Source organism: Streptomyces decoyicus (assembly GCF_019880305.1).
GTDB classification, from domain to species: domain Bacteria; phylum Actinomycetota; class Actinomycetes; order Streptomycetales; family Streptomycetaceae; genus Streptomyces; species Streptomyces decoyicus.
The window spans coordinates 864,012-884,533 of record NZ_CP082301.1; the positions used below are offsets into that span (position 1 = coordinate 864,012).

17 protein-coding genes are annotated in these 20,522 nt (G+C 71.3%); 9 read left to right on the top strand and 8 right to left on the bottom strand.

Going from position 1 to position 20,522, the window contains the following annotated elements; genetic code table 11:
* Positions 1-105: 105 nt before the first annotated feature.
* Complete coding sequence (locus tag K7C20_RS03590) at positions 106-552, top strand: PaaI family thioesterase (protein ID WP_030083202.1); 447 nt, start codon at positions 106-108, stop codon at positions 550-552.
* 10 nt (positions 553-562) lie between these two features.
* Here K7C20_RS03590 and K7C20_RS03595 read toward each other — a convergent pair whose 3' ends face one another.
* The 3 genes from K7C20_RS03595 to tdh all read right to left on the bottom strand — a co-directional run bounded on the left by K7C20_RS03595 (position 563) and on the right by tdh (position 3,794).
* Positions 563-1,471 carry a LysR family transcriptional regulator gene (locus tag K7C20_RS03595; RefSeq protein ID WP_030083204.1) on the bottom strand — a complete coding sequence of 303 codons (909 nt, stop codon included), beginning with the start codon at positions 1,469-1,471 and terminating at the stop codon, positions 563-565.
* Between the two features lie 35 nt (positions 1,472-1,506).
* Positions 1,507-2,700 (bottom strand): glycine C-acetyltransferase, encoded by a 1,194-nt coding sequence (locus tag K7C20_RS03600; RefSeq protein WP_030083206.1) that lies wholly within the window; start codon positions 2,698-2,700, stop codon positions 1,507-1,509.
* Between the two features lie 65 nt (positions 2,701-2,765).
* Positions 2,766-3,794, bottom strand: coding sequence for an L-threonine 3-dehydrogenase (gene tdh / locus K7C20_RS03605; RefSeq protein WP_030083208.1), 1,029 nt, complete (start codon positions 3,792-3,794; stop codon positions 2,766-2,768).
* A gap of 487 nt (positions 3,795-4,281) precedes the next feature.
* Here tdh and K7C20_RS03610 point away from each other — a divergent pair, with 487 nt between their 5' ends.
* Entirely contained in the window at positions 4,282-5,916 is a 1,635-nt protein-coding gene (locus tag K7C20_RS03610; protein ID WP_053209073.1) for a S1 family peptidase, read from the top strand.
* 283 nt (positions 5,917-6,199) lie between these two features.
* Here the strand turns inward: K7C20_RS03610 and K7C20_RS03615 are convergent, their stop codons facing one another.
* Positions 6,200-6,985, bottom strand: a complete 786-nt coding sequence (locus tag K7C20_RS03615; protein WP_030083212.1) for a VOC family protein — start codon at positions 6,983-6,985, stop codon at positions 6,200-6,202.
* A 151-nt stretch (positions 6,986-7,136) separates the two neighbouring features.
* Here K7C20_RS03615 and K7C20_RS03620 point away from each other — a divergent pair, with 151 nt between their 5' ends.
* The 3 genes from K7C20_RS03620 (at position 7,137) to K7C20_RS03630 (ending at position 10,795) form a co-directional block, all read left to right on the top strand.
* Positions 7,137-9,542, top strand: a complete 2,406-nt coding sequence (locus K7C20_RS03620; RefSeq protein WP_030083214.1) for a SpoIIE family protein phosphatase — start codon at positions 7,137-7,139, stop codon at positions 9,540-9,542.
* Positions 9,543-9,663: 121 nt separating this feature from the next.
* Positions 9,664-9,855 (top strand): hypothetical protein, encoded by a 192-nt coding sequence (locus K7C20_RS03625; protein WP_030083216.1) that lies wholly within the window; start codon positions 9,664-9,666, stop codon positions 9,853-9,855.
* A gap of 433 nt (positions 9,856-10,288) precedes the next feature.
* Complete coding sequence (locus K7C20_RS03630) at positions 10,289-10,795, top strand: DinB family protein (protein WP_030083218.1); 507 nt, start codon at positions 10,289-10,291, stop codon at positions 10,793-10,795.
* Positions 10,796-10,867: 72 nt separating this feature from the next.
* Here the strand turns inward: K7C20_RS03630 and K7C20_RS03635 are convergent, their stop codons facing one another.
* The 3 genes from K7C20_RS03635 to K7C20_RS03645 form a co-directional block, all read right to left on the bottom strand.
* Positions 10,868-11,755, bottom strand: coding sequence for a GNAT family N-acetyltransferase (locus K7C20_RS03635; protein WP_030083220.1), 888 nt, complete (start codon positions 11,753-11,755; stop codon positions 10,868-10,870).
* Between the two features lie 154 nt (positions 11,756-11,909).
* The gene (locus K7C20_RS03640; RefSeq protein ID WP_030083222.1) at positions 11,910-13,361 is read right to left on the bottom strand and encodes an amino acid permease; all 1,452 of its coding nucleotides are present in this window, start codon (positions 13,359-13,361) and stop codon (positions 11,910-11,912) included.
* A gap of 211 nt (positions 13,362-13,572) precedes the next feature.
* Positions 13,573-14,529, bottom strand: a complete 957-nt coding sequence (locus K7C20_RS03645; protein WP_209443890.1) for a hypothetical protein — start codon at positions 14,527-14,529, stop codon at positions 13,573-13,575.
* A 1,038-nt stretch (positions 14,530-15,567) separates the two neighbouring features.
* Here K7C20_RS03645 and K7C20_RS03650 point away from each other — a divergent pair.
* Positions 15,568-16,107 carry a winged helix-turn-helix domain-containing protein gene (locus tag K7C20_RS03650; RefSeq protein ID WP_409351299.1) on the top strand — a complete coding sequence of 180 codons (540 nt, stop codon included), beginning with the start codon at positions 15,568-15,570 and terminating at the stop codon, positions 16,105-16,107.
* Positions 16,108-16,273: 166 nt separating this feature from the next.
* On the opposite strand, the gene K7C20_RS03655 is transcribed toward K7C20_RS03650, so the two are convergent.
* Positions 16,274-17,986 carry a hydrogenase maturation protein gene (locus K7C20_RS03655; RefSeq protein WP_053209074.1) on the bottom strand — a complete coding sequence of 571 codons (1,713 nt, stop codon included), beginning with the start codon at positions 17,984-17,986 and terminating at the stop codon, positions 16,274-16,276.
* A gap of 376 nt (positions 17,987-18,362) precedes the next feature.
* Here K7C20_RS03655 and K7C20_RS03660 point away from each other — a divergent pair, with 376 nt between their 5' ends.
* The 3 genes from K7C20_RS03660 to K7C20_RS03670 all read left to right on the top strand — a co-directional run bounded on the left by K7C20_RS03660 (position 18,363) and on the right by K7C20_RS03670 (position 20,487).
* Entirely contained in the window at positions 18,363-18,518 is a 156-nt protein-coding gene (locus K7C20_RS03660; RefSeq protein ID WP_167352505.1) for a hypothetical protein, read from the top strand.
* 145 nt (positions 18,519-18,663) lie between these two features.
* Complete coding sequence (locus K7C20_RS03665; RefSeq protein ID WP_030083232.1) at positions 18,664-19,902, top strand: phenylacetate--CoA ligase family protein; 1,239 nt, start codon at positions 18,664-18,666, stop codon at positions 19,900-19,902.
* Between the two features lie 75 nt (positions 19,903-19,977).
* The gene (locus tag K7C20_RS03670; protein WP_030083234.1) at positions 19,978-20,487 is read left to right on the top strand and encodes a glycine-rich domain-containing protein; all 510 of its coding nucleotides are present in this window, start codon (positions 19,978-19,980) and stop codon (positions 20,485-20,487) included.
* The last annotated feature ends 35 nt before the right edge of the window (positions 20,488-20,522 follow it).

Consider the following 20,522-nt stretch of genomic DNA (forward strand, 5'->3'; position numbering starts at 1 on the left):
GGCTCGCGGGGCATGGCCATTCGGGTGGACCGGGCCCGTACCGGGGCCTCGCGGGGTAGGAGAGGAGAACACACGGGCGTGGTGGACAGCCGGCTGAGGAGCCTGATGAACGAGGGGCCGAGGGCCTTCCGGGACGCGGTGGAGGGGCGTGCGCCCCTGCCTCCCGCGGCGGGCACCTTGGGCATGGAGATCCTCGACGCGGACGCCGGGGACGGCACGATCCGGCCGGCGTTCACCGCGACCGAGAACTTCACCAACCCGATGGGCAACGTCCTCGGGGCCTTCCTCGCGGCGATGCTCCACGACACGGTCGGCCCCGCTCTCCTCGCCACGCTCCGGCCCGACCAGTTCCAGTCCACCCTGGAGCTGACGGCCTCTTTCCTGCGGCCCGTCCGCCCCGGCCGGCTCTTCGGCACCGGACGCGTGGTGCACCGCGTGGGCGATATCGCCTTCCTGGAGGCCGCGCTGACCGACGGCGACGAGCGGCTCGTCGCCACCGCGACCGCCACCGCCCGGGTCATCCCCCTGGACGAGGCACCGGACGCGGCGTGACAGGAGCGGCTCACCCCTGAGGCGCCGCCGCCTCCCGGAGGGCGGCCAGGACCGGGCGGAGCAGCGGGTGCTCCTCGGCTCCGCGGCGTACGGCGGCGAAGACCCGGCGGGTCGGGGCCACATCGTCGACGGGGCGGACCACCACCCCGGTGAGGTCCATGTCGCGCAGGGCCGAGCGCGGCACGAGGGCCACCCCCGCGGCGGCCGAGGCGAGGGCGACCACGGCCCGGAAGTCGTCGGAGGAGTGCTCCAGCCGCGGCTGGAAACCAGCGTATTCGCAGGCCAGGACGACCACGTCATGGCAGGGGTTGCCGGGGTAGGGCCCGATCCACGGGTCCTCCGCGAGTTCGCCCAGCGCCACCTGCGCCACACCGGCGAGGCGGTGGCCGGGCGGCAGCACCGCGTCGAACGGCTCGGCGTAGAGCGGGACCCGGGTCAGCCGTGGATCGTCGGCGCGGGGCGCGCCCCGGTATTCGACGGCGACCGCCACATCGACCTGCCGGTCGAGGACCATGAGCAGGCTGGCATCGCCCTCGGCGTCCTGGACGCGGACCCGGATGCCGGGGGCGGTGCGGGTGAGCCCGGTGAGCGCGGGCGCGACGACCAGGCCGATGCCGGTGGCGAAGGCCGCGACGGTGACCGTGCCGGCCTCGCCCGAGCCGTAGGCGGCGAGCTCGGACTCGGCGCGCTCCAGCTGGGCCAGGACGGCGTTGGCGTGGGTGAGCAGGATGTCGCCCGCGGCGGTCAGCCGTACGCCGCGGGCGCTGCGCTCCACCAGACGGTGTCCGGTCTCCTGTTCCAGCGCGGCCAGCTGCTGGGAGACCGCCGAGGGCGTGAGATAGAGCGCGGCGGCCGCGGCGGTGACCGTACGGTGGTCGGCCACCGCACGGAGGATGTGCAGCCGTCGTGCTTCGATCATGCTTCCAGTTTCTCAGGCCACGCCCGTGAGCGGCGTCAGTCCCCCAGCGCGGACCGCGCGTCGATGAAGGCGTCGACCGCGCGGTGGACGTCCTCGGTGGAGTGGGCGGCGGACAGCTGTACGCGGATCCGCGCCTGCCCCTGCGGGACCACCGGGTAGGAGAAGCCGATGACGTACACCCCGCGTTCCAGGAGCAGCTCCGCCATACGGGCCGCCTCGGCCGCGTCGCCGATCATGACGGGCGCGATGGCGTGCTCCCCCGGGAGGATGTCGAAGCCTTCCTCGGTCATCCGGGAGCGGAACAGCGCGGTGTTGGCGTTGAGGCGTTCGCGCAGGTCACCGGCCGACTCCAGCAGATCGAGCACCTTGAGCGAGGCGGCCGCGATCACCGGGGCGAGCGAGTTGGAGAAGAGGTAGGGGCGCGAGCGCTGGCGCAGCAGCGCGACGATCTCCGCGCGGGCCGCGACATAGCCGCCGGAGGCGCCGCCGAGGGCCTTGCCGAGGGTGCCGGTGATGATGTCGACGCGGTCCATCACGCCGTGCAGCTCGGGGGTGCCGCGGCCGCCGGGGCCGACGAAGCCGACCGCGTGCGAGTCGTCGACCATCACCATGGCGCCGTAGCGGTCGGCCAGGTCGCAGATCTCTTGCAGCGGCGCCAGATAGCCGTCCATGGAGAAGACGCCGTCGGTGACGACGAGCTTGCGGCCGGCGCTTCCGGCCTCCTTCAACTGGCGCTCCAGATCGGCCATGTCGCGGTTGGCATAGCGGAAGCGGCGGGCCTTGCACAGGCGGATGCCGTCGATGATGGACGCGTGGTTGAGGGCGTCGGAGATGACCGCGTCGTCCGGGCCGAGCAGGGTCTCGAAGACGCCGCCGTTGGCGTCGAAGCAGGAGGAGTAGAGGATGGTGTCCTCCTGGCCGAGGAAGCCGGAGATCCGCTGCTCAAGCTCCTTGTGGACCTCCTGGGTGCCGCAGATGAAGCGGACCGAGGCGAGGCCGTAGCCCCAGCGGTCGAGCGCTTCGTGGGCGGCCGCGACGACCTCGGGGTGGTCGGCGAGACCGAGGTAGTTGTTGGCGCAGAAGTTGAGGACCTCGCCGGGGTTGCCTCCCGCGGTAACCGCGACGGTGGCGGACTGCGGGGTGCCGATGACGCGCTCGGGCTTGTGCAGACCGGCGGCGCGGATCTCGTCGAGGGCGCCGCGCAGTTCGTCGCGTACGGATTCGTACATGGGGGTGCTCCTTGAAAGTGCGGTGGGCGGGTGAGCCACGGGCTCTTGCGAACCGAGCCGGGAATTCAGGCGGTCCAGTCGAGGATGATCTTGCCGCTGCGGCCGCTGGCGGCATCGTCGAAGGCGGCGTCGAAGTCCTGGTGCGAGTAGCGGCCGGTGATCACGGGCGCGAGGTCGAGGCCGCCTTCGAGCAGCACGGACATCGCGTACCAGGTTTCGAACATCTCCCGGCCGTAGATGCCCTTGATCGTGATCATGGAGGTGACGATCCGGGACCAGTCGACGGGGAACTGCTCGGACGGCAGGCCGAGGACGGCGATACGGCCCCCGTGCGTCATGTTGGCGATCATGTCGCGCATTGCCTCGGGCCGGCCGGACATCTCCAGTCCGATGTCGAAGCCCTCGCGCAGCCCCAGTTCGCGCTGGCCGTCGGCGATCTTCGCCTCGGCGACGTTGAGGGCGAGGCTGACGCCGACCTTGCGGGCCAGTTCGAGGCGCGGCTCGCTGACGTCCGTGATCACGACATTGCGGGCACCGGCGTGCCGGGCGACGGCCGCGGCCATGATGCCGATCGGCCCGGCGCCGGTGATCAGTACGTCCTCGCCGACCAGCGGGAACGACAGCGCGGTGTGCACGGCGTTGCCGAAGGGGTCGAAGACGGCGGCGATATCGAGATCGACGGGGACGCGGTGCACCCACACATTGGCGGCGGGCAGCGCCACGTACTCGGCGAACGCGCCGTCCCGGCCGACGCCGAGGCCGACGGTGGCGCGGCACAGATGGCGGCGTCCTGCCTGACAGTTGCGGCACTTGCCGCAGACCAGGTGCCCCTCGCCGCTGACCAGGTCACCGGCCTTGATGTCGGCGACGTCCCGGCCGGTCTCCACGACCTCGCCGACGAATTCATGGCCGATCGTCATCGGGGTGGCCACGGCCTGCTGGGCCCAGCCGTCCCAGGCCCGGATGTGCAGGTCCGTACCGCAGATGCCGGTGCGCAGCACCTTGATCAGTACGTCGCCCGGACCGACGGCCGGCTCCGGCACGTCCATGAGCCAGAGTCCCGGCTCCGCCTTCTGCTTGACCAGTGCCTTCATCGCAGCGGCTCCCGTACGTGAGTGTGACCTGCCGGGGGCCGGTCCGGCCGCCCGATCTTCGTCAGGAAATCTTCCGTACGTCGGCCGCCGGGTCCATCGAGGATTTCTTAAGCGCGGCCACAGCTGCCCTTTACGCCCCACAGGAGACAGGGCTCCCGGCCCCGGTCCGGAGCTCGGTCACCCGCTCCGACCAGCCCGGCAGCCTCGCCGGAGGCGCGGAGGGGAGGGCAGTGCCCCCGGTCCGCGCGAGGCGCTGCGGGCGGCCCCCCGGGCGGTGCCGGGGGCGGCCGGACGGGCCGGGAGTGTAAACGTTCGCCACCGCAAGCGTCGGAATTCATCACGACGTGAGTGGGCGTGAGACCGGGGTGCACCTCGCTACGTAGGACTGAGTGGCAGCAACACACGGGTGCTGACGCGACGCACCGCGGCCCCCCGTGTGCCCCGTTCCTGTGCGTCCCTGGAGGTCAGTGAATTGAGCCACCGACATGTGAACAAGCGCCTGCGGACCGGCGCCATCGCCGCCGCCGGTGTGGCCGCCGTCGCGGCCGCAGCGATCCTGCTCCCCAACGCCAACGCGAGCACGGACCAGCCGGCGGCCCCGAAGACGCTCAGCGCCCACTCGGCCACGCAGCTGGCGGCGTCCCTGAAGGCAGACCTGGGGGACAAGGGCGCCGGCTGGTACCTGGACAGCGCGAAGGGCCACCTGGTCATGAACGTGCTGTCGGAGGAGGCCGCCAAGAGCGTCACGGCCAAGGGCGCCGTCGCCAAGGTCGTGCACAACAGCATGACCGCGCTGAAGGCCGGTGCGAAGACCCTGCGCGACTCCGCCTCGGTGCCCGGCACGGCGTGGTCGATCGACCCGAAGACCAACAAGATCGTGGTGCTCGCCGACAGAACTGTCACCGGCGCAAAGATGGCCACGCTCAACAAGGCCACGGGTGGCATGGGTGAGGGCATGGTCACCGTCAAGCGGTCTCAGGGCGAGTTCAAGCGGTACGACGGTGGGAACGCGGGGAGCGCGGCCGGCGGTGCGTCCGGTGCCAACGGCGGGCAGGCGGCGGGCGGTGCCGGGAACGCGGCCGGGGCCGGTGGCGCCGGAGACGCGGCGGGCGCCGGTGGCGCCGGGGGCGCAGCAGGAGGTGCCGGTGACGCCGCAGCCGGTGGTGCCGGGGACGCTGCGGGCGGTGCCGGAGACGCAGCCGGTGGCGCCGGGGACGGCGGACAGCAGGCCGCGGGCCCGGTCGGCGGCAGTGCCATCTTCGGCGGCAACGCACGCTGCTCGCTGGGCTTCAACGTCACGGTCAAGGGCGCACCGGCCTTCCTGACGGCCGGTCACTGCGGCAACGACTCCAAGACCTGGACGGCGGACCAGGGCGGCAGCCAGCCGCTGGGCACGGTCTCCGACTCCCAGTTCCCGAAGACCGACTTCGCGCTGGTCACCTACGACGACACCGCCGCGAAGCCGCAGAGCGCGGTCGACCTGGGCAACGGCAGCACCCAGGAGATCACCAAGGCCGCGGAGGCCGCCGTCGGCATGAAGGTGCAGCGCTCGGGCAGCACCACCGGCCTCCACGACGGCACCGTCACCGGCCTTGACGCCACGGTGAACTACGGCAACGGCGACATCGTCAACGGCCTCATACAGACGGATGTCTGTGCCGAGCCCGGCGACAGCGGCGGCGCGATGTTCTCCGACGACTCGGCCGTCGGCCTGACCTCCGGTGGCAGCGGCGACTGCACCGCGGGCGGCGAGACCTTCTTCCAGCCGGTCACCGACGCGCTCAAGGCCACGGGTGCGGAGATCGGCGCCGGAGGCGGCGGCGCGGGCGGCGCCGGCGATGCAGGCGGCGGTGACGCCGCGGCAGGTGGCGCGGGCGACGCCGCGGCAGGTGGCGCGGGCGACGCCGCGGCAGGTGGCGCAGGTGACGCCGCGGCAGGTGGCGCAGGTGACGCCGCGGCAGGTGGCGCAGGTGACGCCGCGGCAGGTGGCGCCGGAGCCGGTGACGCCGGTGCGGGAGACGCCGCTGCGGGAGACGCCGGAGCCGGAAGCGCCGGTGCGGGAGACGCCGGTGCGGGTGCCCAGGACCCGGGAGCCGCCGGCAGCGGCGACTCGCTGAACTGACCGCCCGGAAATCCCCCGGATCCCTCTGCGCCATCGGCCCCGTCCCCTTCGACGACGAAGGAGGGCGGGGCCGTTGCGCGGCCCGGGCTCCTGAGTGCGGCGCAACCATGGACGCTGCCCGCGCTGCCGCCTGCGATCAGCGGCGCCCACGGGGAGGAGGAGACGCTCGACAGGGCGAGCGGCACCGTCGGCTTCGGCGGGGAGGCGGACCGTCAGTTCCCGTGGCACAAGCTGCTGTCCGTGCCGCACATCGACGGCGGGGGCCAAGGCCCGGGGCAGGCCCTCAGGCCGAGGGCGAGGTGATGGTGAAGAGGCCGCCGTCGGGGTCGCGGATGACGGCCTGGCAGCCCTTGCCGTCCGTGGTCGGCGTCACCGGCGTGACGGTTCCACCGGCGGCCACCGCCTCGGCCGTCACCTTCTCGATGTCGCGGACCGGGAAGTGGACGTGCCAACGGGGGCGCACCCGCGGGTCGGGGGCGGACTCCACCGCGCCGCCGCGCAGGGTGGCGACGGTGTGCGTACCGTCCCGGACGATCACCTGGTCGTGTTCGTAGGTCACCTCGCAGCCGCCCGGCTCCTCGGAAGCCCAGCCGAAGACCTCCGCGTAGAAGATGGCGGCGGCGAAGGCATCCCGGGTGCGCAGTTCGAGAACAGCGGGCGCGGCCCCCTGTCCGACCGACCAGGCCAGCGTCTGGCCCTCCCAGAAGCCGAAGGTGGCGCCGTCGGGGTCGGCCGCGAGGGCGGCGCGTCCGGGGCCGACCTTGAGCGGTCCGACGGCGACGGTCCCCCCGCGCTCGCGGATCCGGTCGGCGGTGTCGTCGGCGTTCTCCACCGCGAAGTACGAGGTCCAGGCCACGGCCACTTGGAAGCTCTGGGCGAGGGCACCGATGCCGGCGACCGGCTGTCCGCCGGCGACCGCGACGGAGAACTCGTCGCCGAGGCTGGCCGGACGGAACCGCCAGCCCAGGACGGCGGAGTAGAACTTCTGCGCGGACTGCAGATCGCTGGCCATCAGGCTGACCCAGCAGGGAGCGCCACGCACCGGAGTGGCCGGGCCATGGGCCGACATCACATCTGCCTCCTGTTGCTCTGGGCCCCTTCCCACTCTGCCAGCGACTGGGCGGGGCCGCACCAAGGGCGCGTCCCCTCGGCCGCAGCGCAGTTGTGCCGGTCTTGATCAGGCTCGATGCTGGGAATACGAACCGGGCTGGGTTGATGCCATGAACGCATGGAACGCGGCGGAGAGCGCCGACTTCCGTGGTCCCCTCGACGTCACCAGGGCGGCCACTGCGGTTCTGGATGCCCAGGATCGGATCATCGGGTGGAGCCCGGCGGCCCAGCGACTCCTCGGATACACCCCGGAGGAGATCGTCGGGCATCCCCTGGAGTCGTTGCTGCCGGCCGGTTCCGCGGCCGCACAGCCACCGCAGGGCACGCTGAGCGGCAACGAGGTGCACGCGGTGCGCCACCGGGACGGCCGGATCCTGCGGATGGCCGTCGCGCTCTGTCCGCTGGCCGAGGTCTCCGGGGGCGGCGGCGGGCGGCCCGCCCGTGTCCTGGTCGCGGCCGAGCTGGACGATCACCGGATGTGGGAGTCCCGCCAGGCGATGCTGCACGGCCTGGCCACCCAGTCTCCGGTGGGCCTGGGGATCTACGACACGGAGCTGCGACTGACCTGGGCGAATACCGCGTATGTGCGGGAGATCGGGCTGCCGTCGGAGGAGTTCCTCGGCGCCCGGGCCGATGAGCTCTACCCGAACGGTGAGTTTGTGACCGAGGGGTATCCGCGCACCCTCGACGCGGTGATGCACCACGTCCTGGAGACCGGCGAACCGATCCTCGATCTGCACTTCGTCGGCCAGCAGCCCTCCGACCCGGGGCCCGATCACGTCTGGTCCTGCTCCTACTACCGGTTGCAGGACGCCCACGGCCGGGTGCTCGGGGTGTGCGAGGACGCCTTCGACATCAGCGGCCGCTACCAGGCACAGCGTCGGCTGAACCTCCTGGTGGAGGCAGGCGCCCGGATCGGCACCACCCTCGACATGACCCTCACCGCGCGGGAGATCACGGAGGTGGTGGTGCCGGACTTCGCGTCCATGGCCACCGTCGACCTGCTGCGGTCCGTACTGCACGGCGGGGAGCCGGAATCGGCCGACGGCACCCTGCCGGCCCTGGTGCGGGCCGCCACCCGCACCGCCGAGCACACCCCGGACGGCGCGCCGGCCGGCCCGCACCGCATCGAGTACCCGCCGGGATCGCTCCAGTACCGCAGTCTGTCCTCCGGCGGCATGGTGCGCGAGGAGGGCACCATGGTGGTGCCGCTGCGGGCCGGCGGCACCCTGCTGGGGCTGGTCACCTTTGTCCGCGGCGCCCCGTCGGGCTTCGACAAGGAGGAGATCGAGCTCGCCGACGAGCTGGTCATCCGGACGGCCGTGTGCCTGGACAACGCCCGCCGCTTCGCCCGGGAGCACACCGCCGCGCTCACCCTCCAGCGCACGTTGCTGCCCCAGCATCTGCCGGACCAGTCCGCCGTCGACCAGGCCTACCGCTATCTGCCGAGCGACGACCGGGCCGGGGTCGGCGGCGACTGGTTCGATGTCATCGGTCTCTCGGGTACCCGGGTCGGCCTGGTCGTCGGGGACGTGGTCGGTCATGGCCTCCAGGCGGCGGCGACCATGGGACGGCTGCGCACGACCGTACGCGCCCTGGCCCGGCTGGACCTGTCCCCCGACGAGCTGCTGAGCCGGCTGGACGACCTGGTGGGACAGACCGCGGAGGAGCAGGCTGCCGTGGTCGGCATGGACGCCGGACCGGACGATGTGGCCACCGGCGTGACCTGTCTCTACGCGGTCTACGACCCGGTGTCGCGGCGGTGCACCATGGCGCGGGCCGGTCATCTGCCGCCGGCCGTCGTGGACGCGGAGGGCGGTCTGTACTTCCCGGATCTGCCGGCCGGCCCGCCACTGGGGCTCGGGGGCCTGCCGTTCGAATCCCTGGAGATCGAGCTGCCGGCCGGCAGCCTGATCGCGATGTTCACGAACGGGCTGGTCGAGGGCCGGGACCGGGACGTCGACGAGGGGCTGGAGATCCTGGGCCGGGTGCTGAGCGATCACCGCCGGCCGCTGGACGAGCTGTGTATCCACGTACTGGCGGAGCTGCTGCCGGACGGCCCTGCCGTCGATGACTCGGCCCTGCTGCTGGTGCGCACCCGTGAGCTCGACGCCCGGCAGGTGGCGGCCTGGGAGCTGCCCGCGGAGCCGGCCGCGGTGGGCAAGGCCCGCGAGCTGGCCACCGGGCAGCTGCGGGAGTGGGGCCTGGAGGAGCTGTCCTATGCGACGGAGCTCGTGGTCAGCGAGCTGGTCACCAACGCCGTACGGCATGCGGCGGGGCCGCTGCATCTGCGGCTGCTGCGCGACCGGACCCTGCTGACCGAGGTGTCGGACACCGGCCACACCTCCCCCCACCTGCGGCACAGCGCCAGTGATGACGAGGGCGGGCGCGGGCTTTTCATCGTCGCGCAGCTGGTACAGCGCTGGGGCACGCGCTACACGCCGTACGGCAAGACGATCTGGACGGAGCAGGCGTATCCGCCGCACTATCCCGGGGCCCCGCGCCCGGCGGGGTGACGCCGCCGGACGTCCGGGCACGATGCGGCCCGGCGTACGTCGTGCGGGTGTTCGGGCGCGGTCCCATGATGGAACCAAGCGAGGTCCCGGCGACTCGGCGGGCGCGGACAGAGGAGGACCTGTGACGACCAATGGCAGGGATAAGTCGGCCGAGCGGCGCCCGGTCGAGCTCTACACCGGTAGCGAGCGGCCCTACGACCCGGAGGACCTGGTGAAGGCGTCCGGGCGCGAACCCACCCCCGAGAGCCTGGCATGGGCCAGGCGCCTGATGGACGAGGAGGGGCCCGGCGCTATCGAGCGGTATCTGCCGTGACGACCGACGGCTGAGGCGAGCGGGCGCGGAGCGCGAAGGGACGGCCCGTTCCGCCGGGGGTGTGCACGCAGGCGCACGGCCCGCGGACGGGCTGCCCCGCGCGCTCGTGTGCCGCGCCGTCGTTCTCGCCGTAACAGGCGCTTCGGCGCGCGGAGTCGAAGGTGGTTCGCGCCGTGCTGCGGCCATCTGCCCCCGCCGCCGCCCGTAAACCGCTTGCGGCGGCCCGCGGTACTCGGGAAGATCCCCTCGACCGCCGCCGCGCCGCCTCGTCGGCACGCTCCGGAGCGCCCGGGGAGTTCCTCTCCCCCACGGGCGCATCGCTCTGTCCATCCCCTTGAGCCCCGCGGGCGGCTCGCGCCGTGGTGACACCGCTCAGCGCGGCGGCACGGACCGGCCGGGTCCTGCCCGGGGCTCGCCGCGGAAAGGAACCACCGTGACCACCGAACGCATCTCCCCGCCCGTACGCGCGGACGAGCGGGAGACCCTGCGCTCCTACCTCGACTTCCACCGGGCCACGCTCGCCATGAAGACCGACGGCCTCTCCGACGAGGACCTCAGGCGCCAGGCGAGCCCGCCCTCCACGCTCTCCCTGCTCGGCCTGGTGCGGCACATGGCGGAGGTGGAGCGCACCTGGTTCCGCCGGGTGATCAACGGCGAGGACCTCCCGCTCGTCTGGTCGGCCGACGGTGACTACCAGGTGGCGTACGACGCGAGCACGGCCACCCGCGCGGAGGCGTTCGACGCCTGGCAGACGGAGGTGGCACACGCCCGCCGGATCGAGCAGGCGGCCGCCTCGCTCGATGTCACGGGCTACCAGCCCCGTTGGGGCGAACATGTCTCCCTGCGCCTGGTGATGCTGCACCTGATCCACGAATACGCCCGCCACAACGGCCATGCGGACTTCCTCCGCGAGGCCATCGACGGCACGGTCGGTCCGTGAGCGGTGTCCCCGGCCGGGCGGTGCCCCGTGGTGCGGACGGCCGTCGTCGTCCCCACGGGGCACCGCCCGCCGTCAGCCGAGCTCCAGGCTGGTGACGGCGAAGGTCCGCTCCTGCTCCGCCGGCGGGACCGCGCCGGTGTACATCCGGACGGTGTGCGACTGCGGAACCAGCCCGCGGGCCGTGACCAGGGTGTGGGCGGTGTGCCGCGGCCCGGGGACGTCGAGGAAGATCTCTCCGTCCGGGTCGACGGACGCGACGAGGGCGTCGAAGAGCGCCTCGGCGGCCTCGGTGGTGTCGGCGAAGAGCGGGCCGATGCGATGGCCGGTGCGCGCCGGACGCAGCACGCCGTAGCCGGCGACCGCGCCGTCGCGCAGATACACGCGGGCGGAGTGGCCGGGGGCCGTCAGCCAGCGGGCGACGAAGGCGCGGCGGTCGGCGGGGAAGCACCGCCGGTCGTAGTCGGCGACGGCGTCGAGATGGGAACCGGTGACGGTTACGACCTCCGCCGGCGCCGGTGTGCCCGGGCGGAGGGGGCGTCCGCCGTAGCGGATGGTGTCGTGGGCGGGGGTGAACCCGGCGCGCCGGTAGGTGGCTTGCTGGGCGGGGACGGCGTCGAGGCCCACGGTCCGGACACCGGCGTGCGGGAAGGCGGCGCGCCAGGTGGCGAGTCCGAGGCCCTGCCCGCGGTGGTCGGGGTGGACGAGGTAGTAGCCGAGGAACGCATAGGCGTCCGAGTAGCTGACGATCGAGACCGCGGAGACGGTGCGGCCGGCGCGGCGTCCGGTGAAGAAGCCCGCGGGGTCGGTGGGGTGGAAGCAGGCGGTGTCGCCGAGGCCGGGGTTCCAGCCTTCGTCGGCGGCCCACTGCGTCACCTGGTGCCAGTCCTCCAACGAGGCGGTGGTGACGGCGAGTTCGCCGGTGACGGGCTGCTGGTCCGGGGCGTTGCCGAGGGTGGACATGCCGGGTGTTCGTCCCTTCTGGTGGGGTCAGGGGCGGGAGCGGTGCGGAGCCGGTGGCGGCGCGCGGGTGGGCCGGCCGGGGACGGTGCGGCCGGCCGGGCCTCCCTCGCGCGCCGCCACGCTCCGTAGGACGCGGCCTCGGGGGCGTCTCCCCCTAGATCAGGTCCATGGCGGCGACCTCGTCGGGCCGGCCGTAGCTGACCGGACCCTGGAAGCGCCGCCGGGCGGTGGCGAACCACCAGACGGTGGCGATGATCAGCACCACCGCCAGCGCGATGGGTGCATAGTTGAACGAGGCGGGGGTGATCGGGGACGCCTGGGGGAGCATGAACAGCACATTGCTGATCAGGATCCAGGCCACGGCGACCGCCGCGACGGGCTTGCCGTAGCGCCCGAGGTTCCACGGCCCGGCCTGGAAGTCGTCGAGCCGCAGGCGCAGGAAGATGGGCACGGCGTAGGCGAGGAACAGCCCGACGACGTTGACGCTCACCACCGCGGTGAAGGCGGTGTGCGACCACCAGCCGGGCAGCACCAGTACCAGGGGGCAGGCCGCGGCGAGCCAGACGGCCTTGACGGGGGTACGGGTGCGCGCGGACACCGAATGCCACCAACGGGAGCCGGGCATCGCGCCGTCACGGGAGAAGGCGAAGATCTGCCGGGTATTGCTGGTCATGTTGGCAAGACCGCAGAACAGCATGGCGCCGATAACGATCAACAGCAGCAATCCGGCGGTGCTTTGGCCGAGGGCGTCGACGAGAATCTGCACGGGCGGCGCCTCGGCGCTCGCGGCGTGACCGTAGTCACGGATCGCGTACACCAGGGCGAGCATGAGGATCAGTCCGGTGATCGCGGAGTAACTGATCGCCCGCATGATGCCCCTGGGCGCATTGACGGTGGCCTTCACCGTTTCTTCAGACATGTGGAAGCTGCCGTCGAACCCGGTGAAGGTCCAGCTGGTGACGAGCAGACCCAGCATTCCGCCGTAAATCGCATGGGTGAAGCCGGTGTTGTTGACGAAGTGCATCGCGAACGAAGGCGACTGGTGCTGGTCGGGTATCACGGTCAGTGCTCCGACGATCACCACCATGCCGACCAGCAGCCACCACACGGAAATGCGGTTCACCAGGGCGACCAGCCGCACGGTATACGTGTTGGCCAGCGCCTGGAGGAGAAGGATGGCCGCGGTGATGCCGACCGTCTGCTGCGGCGTCGGCTCGTAGGACGGCCACTGCATGGCGATGAATGCCTGGATGAAGGTGGCGGCGGCGAAGTTGGTGGCGGCGGTGCCGCCGACCTGGCCCACGAAGTTCAGCCAGCCCGTGTACCAGGACCAGGCGCCCTTGTGCCGCTTGGCCAGCTTGCCTGCCGAGAAGTAGAGCGCGCCGCTGGTCGGGTAGGCGGAGGCGATCTCGCCCATCGCGGCGCCGACGAACAGCACCATGATCGATACGCCGATCCAGCCGAAGACCAGGATCCGCGGGCCGCCGGCGTTCAGACCGAAGCCGAAGGAGGAGAAGATCCCGGAGATGATGTTGATGATGGTGAAGGAAATGGCGAAATTGTCGAACGCGCGGAATCGGCGCGTGAGTTTCCGCGGATATCCCATGGCGTGGAGCGTGGCGTCATCGTCGAGTGTGACGGGATCTGCCGCGTGGGGGGTTTTCGAGCGAGCTGGGGACGTACGCTCGGACACAACCGAAGCCTTTCTGGGGGAACCGGAGAGAGAATGGACCGGGTGGTACTGATCCAACGGGCGAGGCGGAATGCGCGGGCCTTTTCACAGCGATGCATCCCGCGCGGTGAGAAATCATCGTGCATCAGCCGTCATGGGGAACGGGAAGTCCGCAGGAGCGTCTGGCTCTGGTCAATTGCTCCTCGGGATCGCCGAATGCACTCCAGGGCATACGCGAGGCATACGGCCCCATGGCCGTGAAGACTTCCCGCGCTTCGAATTCACGTTTCGCCATGAACAGCGCATGCGCCAGATACGCCAGATCCAGCACCGGCGTGAAACGGTAACCGGCCACCCGCGGAAGCCAGTTCCGGTAGATACCCATGGCGGTGGCGATCCACTGGGGCTGCTCCCAGGTACGGTCAGCGAGCAGCTCGGACGGGTTGTAGTCCTCGACCAGCGCCACCAGCGGCAGCAGCCGCAACGGCGAGGTGGCCGGGGCCCGCTGGCTCAGGAACGCGGCAACGTCCCAGCTCGCGCCGGGCGAACCGCCGTAGCGGGTGAAGAAGAACGACAGGAAGCGGTGGTGCGCCTCGCGGTGCCAGGGGTCGAGCCGGAGGATGTGGGCGAAGAGGTACCAGGGCCCGGCCGGCGCGGTCAGCAGCCCCTTCGGCGCGGGGTCCTGCGGGCGGTCGAGGCGCGTCAGCGCCAGCTGCGCCACCCAGGGGGTGGGGTCCTTGGGGAGCAGCTTCGCGGCCCGCTCGCACGCGGACTGCGCTATCCGCGCCAGAGCGCCTTGCCGCCGGTCACCGGCATCGGCCATCCGCAGGGCACGGAGCATCGCCACCCGGGCCCAGAGCAACGCGGCCTCGGGGCCCGGCTCCTCGGCCAGCCAGCGCTCCGCCAGGTCCGAGTCGGCCGCCACGGACGCCAGCACCAGGGACCGGTGGGCGCGTACTTCGAAATCCTCCCGGGCTTCCTTCAGCACCTCGTGCGCGCTCAAGTACCGTCCGGTCCGTACGTCCATACACGCGCGCGCCAGCGCCCGGTCATCGGCAGCCGGACTCCACACGTACTGCCCCTCGAAAGAGCCGGCCGCCATGGTCCCCTCCCGGTCACGAAGGCGTCATCCCCCACACCGGATTCCAGCTGCGCCGAATTCAGCCGGATCCCTGTCACCGGTCAAGTGACAGCGGGCCACACCCTACTCACCCTCAACTCATTGCGAAAACAAGTAGCCTGGAATATCTGGTTCCGCACCTTTTAGCCTCCATGAGATTGAAAAGGAAACAACTTCTGACCCACCTCCCGAACACCTCCAGGTTGCGACTCCGCCCAACACTGCGCATTTATTTGGCATATTCACGTGCTCACGGGACCTCCACAACTGGGCATCGCTGCTGATTACCCCTCCGTATCCATCGTTTCCATGGAGGCCGGCGCTTCGGCCACCGGGGCGCCACACCCCCGCGACCCCCCGGCGCGACACCCTCGCCCGGAGCGGGCCGACCCCACAACAGCGCACCGCCCTCGGCCAGTTCACGGACGTTTTCCAGCCATGCCGGTCGGGTCCCGGCGCAGAGCCCGGACGAGCGGGCGCGCCACCCGCGGCGACCGCACCCGTGCCCCCCGAGGGACGCGACGCGCTCCGTGCGGCCGCCCCCTCCCCACCGGCGAGGCCTTCACCGCCCCGCCCCAGCACCGCGGGCACCCGAACCGACAACATTCAATGAATTCTCGAAGCCCTTGCCGCGGGAAACGACGACCCGCCCCGACCCAACAGGCCGATCCGCCACCGGAGTCGACGACGTCAAAACATGAAATCGGCTCAAGAGCAACCGAATTAGCGGATGCTACTTTCCGGAACCGCGCGATCACATGTAGCGTTCGTCTGGACCGGAGGCCGTGACTTCACACCACGTCACGGCTGGGTACGGGCATGGGCGCGAGCGTTCTTGCGGTACGAGCGGAGCGATCGCCCCCGATGGACGCACCTGCACCACAAGTGCTTGGGCGCCATCCCGCCTCACCACCACCGCACTGCGCCGCGCTCGCTGCGCAGCACTCAGCACCCTTGAACGTCGAGCACCGCCATGTCTGTCCGTACACGCCTGCTTTGCAAGAGGAATGGGCCCAGATCATGTTTATGAACTCCTCGACGACCCCGCTTGCGTTGCGTCCGGACGCCGATGTCGTCCGGCCGCTCATAGCCGGGCCCGGCGAAGGGCCACCCCTGGCGGTCGACCGGCTACCCGACGGCAAGTGGCAGTTGACCCTGCACGACCTGGAACCCGTATCGGTGCACCGGCTGCCGTCCGACGAGGTCCACATCATCCTGGCGCCGGCCGGCGAGGAATCGTCCCGCCCCGCGGAGCCGACGGCCGGCCAGTCCCGGCCGGAGCAGATCCGTATCGATACCGCGGCCCGGACGGTCTTCATCAGAGGCCGCCAACTCGATCTGCCACGGCTGGAATTCGATCTGCTGGCCCACCTCGTACTGCATCCCCAGCGCGCCTTCACCCGGGAACAGCTGATGGCCGCGGTCTGGCCCAGCTGCCAGTCCAGCACCCGCACCGTCGATGTTCACATCGCGCGTCTGCGCCGACGCCTGGGGCCCGGCCTGCGCGACTCCATCAGCACCGTCTTCGGCATCGGATACAAGTACCTGCCGGCCCCGTGAAGACCCGCGCCGGCGGTTGACGCGCAGCCCCGCTTGACGCCGGGCCGCGGCGGACGCACGCACAGCGGGCCGGTGGCCGGCGGACGTCGGCCGCCGGCCCCGGGCGGCGGGAGGCTTCGTCCCACCGGCCGTTCCGCCGCTCACCGGGGGGGCGGGGCAGCGCTCCTCATGCCCCGACGGGCGGGGAGTTCAGGTGCGAGGGGGTGGCGGCCGCGGGTTCCTTGCGTACGAAGGCCCGGCGCAGGGCGTGATAGGGCTCGTCCGGGTCGAAGAAGATGCGGTGCATCCGGTCCAGTTCGTGCTCCCGGTAAGCGGCGAGCGGCCGCTCCGCCTCGTCGCGTTCCCGGGCGGCCTTCTTCGTGGCGATACGGGCCTGGGTCGCGGGCGCCGACGCCAGCCGGGCCGCGAGCCGGCCGGTCTGCGCGGCGAAGTCCTGCGCGGGGCAGTCGATGATCCGGTCGACCAGGCCGAGCCGCGCACCTGCCGCCGCGGTCATCGGCAGGGCGCGGGCGGTGAGCTGCCCGGCCACCTCAGGGCCTGCCCGGCCGGGCAGCGTATAGGTCCAGTACTCCGAACCGTAGAGCCCCATCAGCCGGTAGTGGGGGTTGAGCACCACGGCCGAGCGGCACCACACCTCGTCGGCGGCGAGGGCCAGCATCGCCCCGCCCGCCGCGGCGTTGCCGCCGAGCGCGGCGACCACCAGCCGGTCGGTGGTGGTCAGGACGGCATGTACCAGGTCGTCCATGGCGTTGATGTTGGCCCAGGACTCCTCGGCGGGGTCGGCTGCGGCCTCGATGACATGGAGGTGGATGCCGTTGGAGAAGAAGTCCCGGCGTCCGCCGAGGACCAGCACGGAGGTCGGCCGGGCGCAGGCGTGGCGGTAGGCGGCGAGCAGGCGGCGGCAGTGGCCGGTGCTCATCGCGCCGCCGGGGAAGGAGAACTCCAGGAAGCCGGCCGCCCCGTCCTCGCGGTAGCGGATGTCGCTCCAGGTACGGGGGCCGTCGTCGCCGGGGCCGAGCGGGGCGGGGAGCTCGGGGAGCGGCGGGAGACGGTTGCCCAGCGCCAGCGTGGCGGGCAGCTTGAGGGTGCCGGGCTCCCCCGGTGCGCGGGGCGGCCGCAGTTCCGGGATCCATACCGCGCCGTCGGCCGTCGCCCGGCAGATCGCGCCACACCGGGTGGCGAGCAGCTCGCCCGGACGGCCCGTGAGGGTGTCCTCGGGGTGGCCTCCGTGCAAATGCCAGATGTCACCGAGGAGTTCATCGCGTACGCCGGGCTGCGAGTCGGCGGCGCGCAGCTTGCGTACGACGGTGTCGGTGGGGTCGGACCGCCAGTCGATCCGGCGCAGTTCCTGGCGGAAGGGCGGCCGGGGCCGGCCGGTCCTCGCGGCGTCGGGCAGGGTGGTCTGCGGCTGCGGGCGGTGGGTGCCGGACGCCACGCGCGCGACGGCCGACAGAACGGCCTCGACCGCGGCATCGGCGATCTCGTTGCGGTACAGGTCGGACTTGCCCACCTCGGGGACGGGGCAGTCGGCCGCGGCCCAGATGTCACCGGCGTCCATCTCGTCGTTGGCCTGGAGGACCGTGACCCCCCACCGCTCGGCGCCCAGATGCACGGCCCAGTCGACCGAGGACGGGCCACGGTCACCGACGGGGCCGGGGTGCACGATCAGGCAGGTGCGGGCGGACCACACCTCGCGGGGCACGGCCGTCTTGAGCATCGGCGCCACGATCAGGTCGGGGGAATGACGGCGTACGACCTCCGGGAGCGGCGTCTCCCGCGTCACCAGCTCCACGCTCAGGTGGTGCCCTCGTTCACCGAGTTCGGCGTACACGCGCTGCGTCAGGCTGTTGAACGCGCCGGCGATGAGCAGAATGCGCACAGCGGACTCCCCAGGAGCTCGGACCGGTCAGCGGGTAACTGGTCGCGATCGTCCCCCACGGGCTGCCGCCCGGCTCCGGAGCCGCGCTACGGGTCACCCGATCGACGGCCGCCGGGCGGCGCAATGGGGCGCCGGCAGACCGGCCCGCCCGTGCTCCCTCCGACCGCTCCACCTGACGGGTCGTCATTTGGTTCCGGAGGGAGATCATCTCGTCGGGATCCCGCCAAAGTTGGCGCGCCGGGCACACTTCCCGAGACGGCGACATTGCCCTTAATTGACATTCACTTGGTCATACTTTTACCTTCAGTGCTGTGGCATCAGCGCAGGTCAGCGCCGTATGCCCAGTTCTTCTTCCGCACTCTCATCGGAGGTTCCCATGGAGCAGCTCATCAAGAAGATGGCCCAGGACCACGTCTGGCAGAACTGGCTCGCGGCCAACTCCGCCCAGCAGGCGGCGAAGAACGGCTGCATCAGCGCGGCGCCGAAGGCGGGCTGCATCAGCGCCGCGCCCAAGGCCGGCTGTATCTCCTGACCCTCGCACCCTCAGGGGCCCCGAGCGGGCGGGCGGCGCACACCACGATCGGGCCGCCCGCCCGCTCCCGGGCACCGGCCCGTCCCGGGCACCGCTCCCCGAATTCCCTTGTGGGCACCGCATTCCGAGCAAGGACGAGGATTCCATGGATGGTCAGCCGACCGCCGAGGTCATCGAGCAGATCCGCGACATTCCGATCTACCGCGAGTCGCTGGCGAAGGGCCACTTCCCCCTGCTCGACAAGCCGGAGATCGCGCGCGGCTTCCCCGACAACTGGATGACGCCCCGGCTGGCCGCGGCGCTGGAGAACGGCGAAGCCGAGTTCGTGCTCTCCACCGGCACCCATCACGCCCGGATGCAGATCATCCGGCCCCCGTATTTCCTGCTGCACTCCTACTACCGGCTGTGGCGCGAACACCCCGATATCGCAGACACCTGGGAATCGGGCTGCCGGCGGGTCTCGCTGACCACGGTGCTGGCGACGGAACATGTGGCCCGGGTCAATGCCGCACGGCGCGGTACCGTGCCGGCGCCGGTGCCCGCCCCCGAGGACCGGCAGCTCGATGCGCGTACCTGCTATCTCAATCTGCGGCTGGACCCGGCGCTGTGGGAGCGCGACGAGGTGGCACGGATGCTCCAGGAGATCCGGGCCGCCGCGCGGACGCACCCGCGCGGCTGGTACCACCTCGACTGCTCCGGATATCACCTGGCGCATCTGCTGCGGAAGGTCGGCGAATGGGGGCTGTGGGACGGCTTCCCGCCGCCCGCCAGCATCATCCACGCCTACGAATACACCCCGGTGAACGTCCGGCGTTTTCTGCACCAGCACTTCGCCTGCCCGGTCATCGACCTGTTCGGCAGCACCGAGCTCGGCTATCTCTACTTCAGCGACCGCCGCGGCACCTACTGGCCGCATCTCGACAAGATGAGCGTCGAACTCCACCCGGTCACCGCAGGGAGCACGATCTACCAGCTGATCGTCACGAGTGTGCGCAATCCCTATATGCCGCTGGTGCGGTACCGCTCGGGTGACTGTGTGCGCACTCTGGACGGGACGCCGGACCCCGGCAAGATCTCCCAATTCTGCGGGCGGGTAAAGGAATTGCTCAGCACTCCGCACGGGCCCGTCGCACAGGGCGACCTCGACCGGTGCATCGGTGAGACGTCCTCGCAGGTCTTTGTGTACCAGTTGCGGCTGACCGGCGATTCCGAGGCGCAGCTGGTGTACACGACGTTCCACGGCGCACCCGTCGAACCCGCGGAGGCCGCGGCGCTGGAGGAAAGCATCGGCGAACTGACCGGGCGACGCTGCCGGCTCGCACACCGTGCGCACATCCCCATCGGGAAGTCGGGAAAGTACGCCTGGCTCACGAGCGAGACCTGATCCACCCGGGCACCCGGCCGACCCACCGGGCACCCCGACCCACCCGGACATCTGCTCCCCCCGGACAGGAGAGGCATGACCACCCCGCCTCGGATATCCCCCGACGATCTCAAGAACCTGCTCGGTGACGCGCTGTACACCGAGGTGGTGACGCACTTCGACGACAAGAGCGCCGCGCCACGCGATTTCGTGGAGCGCCAGGTCACCGAGTGTCTGCGTTATCTCCATCTCGTCTCCCGGCACCACGACCGGCTCGGCGGCCTGTTCCTGCCGGTCGAACAGGACATCGACGAGATCTGGCACTACCTCATCCTCCAGACCCGCGAATACCGGGCGTTGTGCGAGGAGCGGCTGCCGGGGCGCTTCTTCATCGAACACCGCAGCATCGCCTACGAGGACTACCAGCAGGAGCCGGGCCGCGAGCAGGCGCTCGAAGAGGCGCTGCGCTGGATTCCGCTGTACTGCGAGGAATTCGGCCCGTTCGACGAGGGTGCGCTGCCGCACTGGACCATGGTGCGGTTCCTCCATGAGCAGATGGGGCTGTCGCTCGCGGATATCGCGGCGCTGGAACCGGTGGCGGCCTGAAGGCTCAGCGATCGATACCGGCTCGGAGGAAAAGG

What these genes read in the sequence shown, in the direction of transcription:
- K7C20_RS03670 (WP_030083234.1), top strand. Translation starts at nt 19,978, where the DNA reads ATGACCACCCCGCCTCGGATATCCCCCGACGATCTCAAGAACCTGCTC.
- K7C20_RS03640 (WP_030083222.1), bottom strand. Translation starts at nt 13,361, where the DNA reads ATGGGATATCCGCGGAAACTCACGCGCCGATTCCGCGCGTTCGACAAT.
- K7C20_RS03635 (WP_030083220.1), bottom strand. Translation starts at nt 11,755, where the DNA reads ATGTCCACCCTCGGCAACGCCCCGGACCAGCAGCCCGTCACCGGCGAA.
- tdh (WP_030083208.1), bottom strand. Translation starts at nt 3,794, where the DNA reads ATGAAGGCACTGGTCAAGCAGAAGGCGGAGCCGGGACTCTGGCTCATG.
- K7C20_RS03665 (WP_030083232.1), top strand. Translation starts at nt 18,664, where the DNA reads ATGGATGGTCAGCCGACCGCCGAGGTCATCGAGCAGATCCGCGACATT.
- K7C20_RS03645 (WP_209443890.1), bottom strand. Translation starts at nt 14,529, where the DNA reads ATGGCGGCCGGCTCTTTCGAGGGGCAGTACGTGTGGAGTCCGGCTGCC.
- K7C20_RS03590 (WP_030083202.1), top strand. Translation starts at nt 106, where the DNA reads ATGAACGAGGGGCCGAGGGCCTTCCGGGACGCGGTGGAGGGGCGTGCG.
- K7C20_RS03650 (WP_409351299.1), top strand. Translation starts at nt 15,568, where the DNA reads ATGTTTATGAACTCCTCGACGACCCCGCTTGCGTTGCGTCCGGACGCC.
- K7C20_RS03615 (WP_030083212.1), bottom strand. Translation starts at nt 6,985, where the DNA reads ATGTCGGCCCATGGCCCGGCCACTCCGGTGCGTGGCGCTCCCTGCTGG.
- K7C20_RS03600 (WP_030083206.1), bottom strand. Translation starts at nt 2,700, where the DNA reads ATGTACGAATCCGTACGCGACGAACTGCGCGGCGCCCTCGACGAGATC.
- K7C20_RS03660 (WP_167352505.1), top strand. Translation starts at nt 18,363, where the DNA reads ATGGAGCAGCTCATCAAGAAGATGGCCCAGGACCACGTCTGGCAGAAC.
- K7C20_RS03595 (WP_030083204.1), bottom strand. Translation starts at nt 1,471, where the DNA reads ATGATCGAAGCACGACGGCTGCACATCCTCCGTGCGGTGGCCGACCAC.
- K7C20_RS03620 (WP_030083214.1), top strand. Translation starts at nt 7,137, where the DNA reads ATGAACGCATGGAACGCGGCGGAGAGCGCCGACTTCCGTGGTCCCCTC.